Here is a 2,167-nt window from a genome sequence, read left to right as displayed (position 1 = left end):
GTCGGAACGCATCGTCAGATGCGTTCCGGGTGAGGGGGATTCTCCGCGAGCACGTCTGTAGCCGGCATGTGCGGAGACAGCCCCTCACCCCAGCCCTCTCCCCGTAAGAACGGGGCGAGGGAGCGCACTTGCGTGCCGGCTCGCCCTAATCCGGGATGGACACGCGCCTGTTATCGAGCACCTCGAAGCCCGGCGCGCGCACCACTTCCCAGGCGTGGCCATCAGGGTCGCCGAAATAACCGCAGTAACCGCCATAGCTGGTCGGCTGGGCCGGCTTCAGCAATGTCGCGCCCTTCGACAGCGCGAACGCCATCACGCGATCGACCTCCGCATCGTCGTTGCAGTTCCAGGCAATCGCAACGCCGCGGAAGGCGGCCGGCCGCGGCTGATCGGGCAGGCCGGCGTCAGCGGCGAGCAGATGCCACGGGAACAGCCCGAGCACGGTGCCGCCGGTCTCGAAGAAGGCAACCTCCTCACCGGTCGCGCGCATCTTTCTGGTGAAGCCGAGCGATTCGTAGAAGGCGATGCCGGCGCGCATGTCGCTGACGCCGAGCGTGAGGACGGTGAAGCGTGCGGTCGGGGCGTTACTCATATTTTACCTTTCCCGTCATTGCGAGCGAAGCGAAGCAATCCATCGTACCGCATATGCCGAAGCATGGATTGCTTCGTCGCTCCGCTCCTCGCAATGACGTCCTTAGCCTCAGAACAGACTGAGCTGCTGCCCGCTGCGCTTCGGCTTGGCGAAGTGATCGGTGGTCAGCTTGGTCCGCCGCTTGTTGAGGCCGAGCTTTTCGCAGGCGATCTCGAAGCGGCGGCCGATCATCCAGGCCATCGGGCCGGTGCCCTTCATCCGCGTGCCCCATTGCGAGTCGTAATCGCGGCCGCCGCGCATGTCGCGGATCAGCGTGAAGACGTGGCGGTAGCGGTCGGGATAGTTGGCCATCAGCCATTCGCGAAAGAGATCGCGGACCTCGAGCGGCAGCCGCAGCAGCACGTAACTCGCCTCCCTGGCGCCGGCATGCACGGCGGCATCGAGGATGCGCTCGATCTCGGAGTCGTTCAGCGCCGGGATCACGGGCGCGACCATCACCGTGGTCGGGATGCCGGCATCCGCGAGCCGCTTGATCGCCTCGAGCCGCTTCGGCGGGGTCGAGGCGCGCGGCTCCATGGTGCGGGCGAGCTTCGGGTCGAGCGTCGTCACCGAGAGCGCGACCTTGGCGAGATTGCGCTTGGCCATCCGCGCCAGGATATCGATGTCGCGGGTCACCAGCGCCGACTTGGTGACGATGCCGACCGGATGGCCGGCGCGCTCCAGCACCTCGAGAATGCCGCGCATGATTTTCCGTTCGCGCTCGATCGGCTGATAGGGATCGGTGTTGGTGCCGATCGCGATCATCCGCGCTTCATAGTCGGGCGCAGCCAGCTCCTTCTCGAGCAGCGCGGGCGCGTCCGGCTTGGCGAACAGCTTGGATTCGAAGTCAAGCCCCGGCGACAGGCCGAGATAGGCGTGGGTCGGCCGGGCGAAGCAATAGACGCAGCCATGCTCGCAGCCGCGATAGGGATTGATCGAACGATCGAAGCCGATGTCCGGCGAATCGTTTCGGGTGATGACCTTGCGCGAGGTGTCGAGCGCCACGCTGGTCGAAAACGGCGGCAGGTCTTCGAGGCTCTGCCAGCCGTCGTCGAAGGCAACCCGCGCCTCGGCCTCGTAGCGGCCGCTGGCGTTGGACTGCGCGCCGCGGCCACGCCGTCGCTCGCGCTCGATCGCGACCGCAAGCTCGGGAAAAGGGGCAGGAACAGGTGAAGGTGCACCCGCCGGGTTATCGGAGGGCGCCGTTACCGGCGGGTGCTTGAGGGCATGAGAGGATGCTCGGCTCATGTTCCGAAGCTAACACAGCGTAAGAACAAATCAAGAACATGAGCGCAGAAATTCCACAGAACCTTGCTACAAAATTCTGCAGGCGAACAGGCTGCTTTGAATATGACAAGGTGATAACACGGCCGGAGTTTCCTGAACCGTTTGAGCCACCGAAGCCTCAAATCATGCTGAGCGTGATCATTCCAACCGACGGGGTCGAGCGCACCGCGGTCGCGACATTGGCGGCGCTGGTGCCGGGCGCGGCCGCCGGCGTGATCCGCGAGGTGCTGCTGGTTGACCGCACCAGCA

General features: G+C 65.1%; 2 protein-coding genes and 1 pseudogene. 1 reads left to right on the top strand and 2 read right to left on the bottom strand.

Annotated elements, in window-relative coordinates:
* Nucleotides 1-145: 145 nt before the first annotated feature.
* Both H8A95_RS42655 and H8A95_RS42650 read right to left on the bottom strand, forming a co-directional pair.
* Nucleotides 146-592, bottom strand: coding sequence for a VOC family protein (locus H8A95_RS42655; RefSeq protein ID WP_229188402.1), 447 nt, complete (start codon nucleotides 590-592; stop codon nucleotides 146-148).
* A 108-nt stretch (nucleotides 593-700) separates the two neighbouring features.
* Complete coding sequence (locus H8A95_RS42650; RefSeq protein WP_229188401.1) at nucleotides 701-1,879, bottom strand: PA0069 family radical SAM protein; 1,179 nt, start codon at nucleotides 1,877-1,879, stop codon at nucleotides 701-703.
* 164 nt (nucleotides 1,880-2,043) lie between these two features.
* Here H8A95_RS42650 and H8A95_RS42645 point away from each other — a divergent pair.
* Nucleotides 2,044-2,167: pseudogene (locus H8A95_RS42645) on the top strand (glycosyl transferase); the annotation flags it as partial.

Source organism: Bradyrhizobium oropedii (assembly GCF_020889685.1).
Taxonomy (GTDB): Bacteria; Pseudomonadota; Alphaproteobacteria; order Rhizobiales; family Xanthobacteraceae; genus Bradyrhizobium; species Bradyrhizobium oropedii.
The sequence above is the reverse complement of the archived record's forward strand: the minus strand, read 5'-3'. Positions and strand labels throughout refer to the sequence as shown.

Excerpts from the sequence above, each read along its gene's own strand:
- H8A95_RS42655 (WP_229188402.1), bottom strand. The coding sequence starts at position 592 with ATGAGTAACGCCCCGACCGCACGCTTCACCGTCCTCACGCTCGGCGTC.
- H8A95_RS42650 (WP_229188401.1), bottom strand. The coding sequence starts at position 1,879 with ATGAGCCGAGCATCCTCTCATGCCCTCAAGCACCCGCCGGTAACGGCG.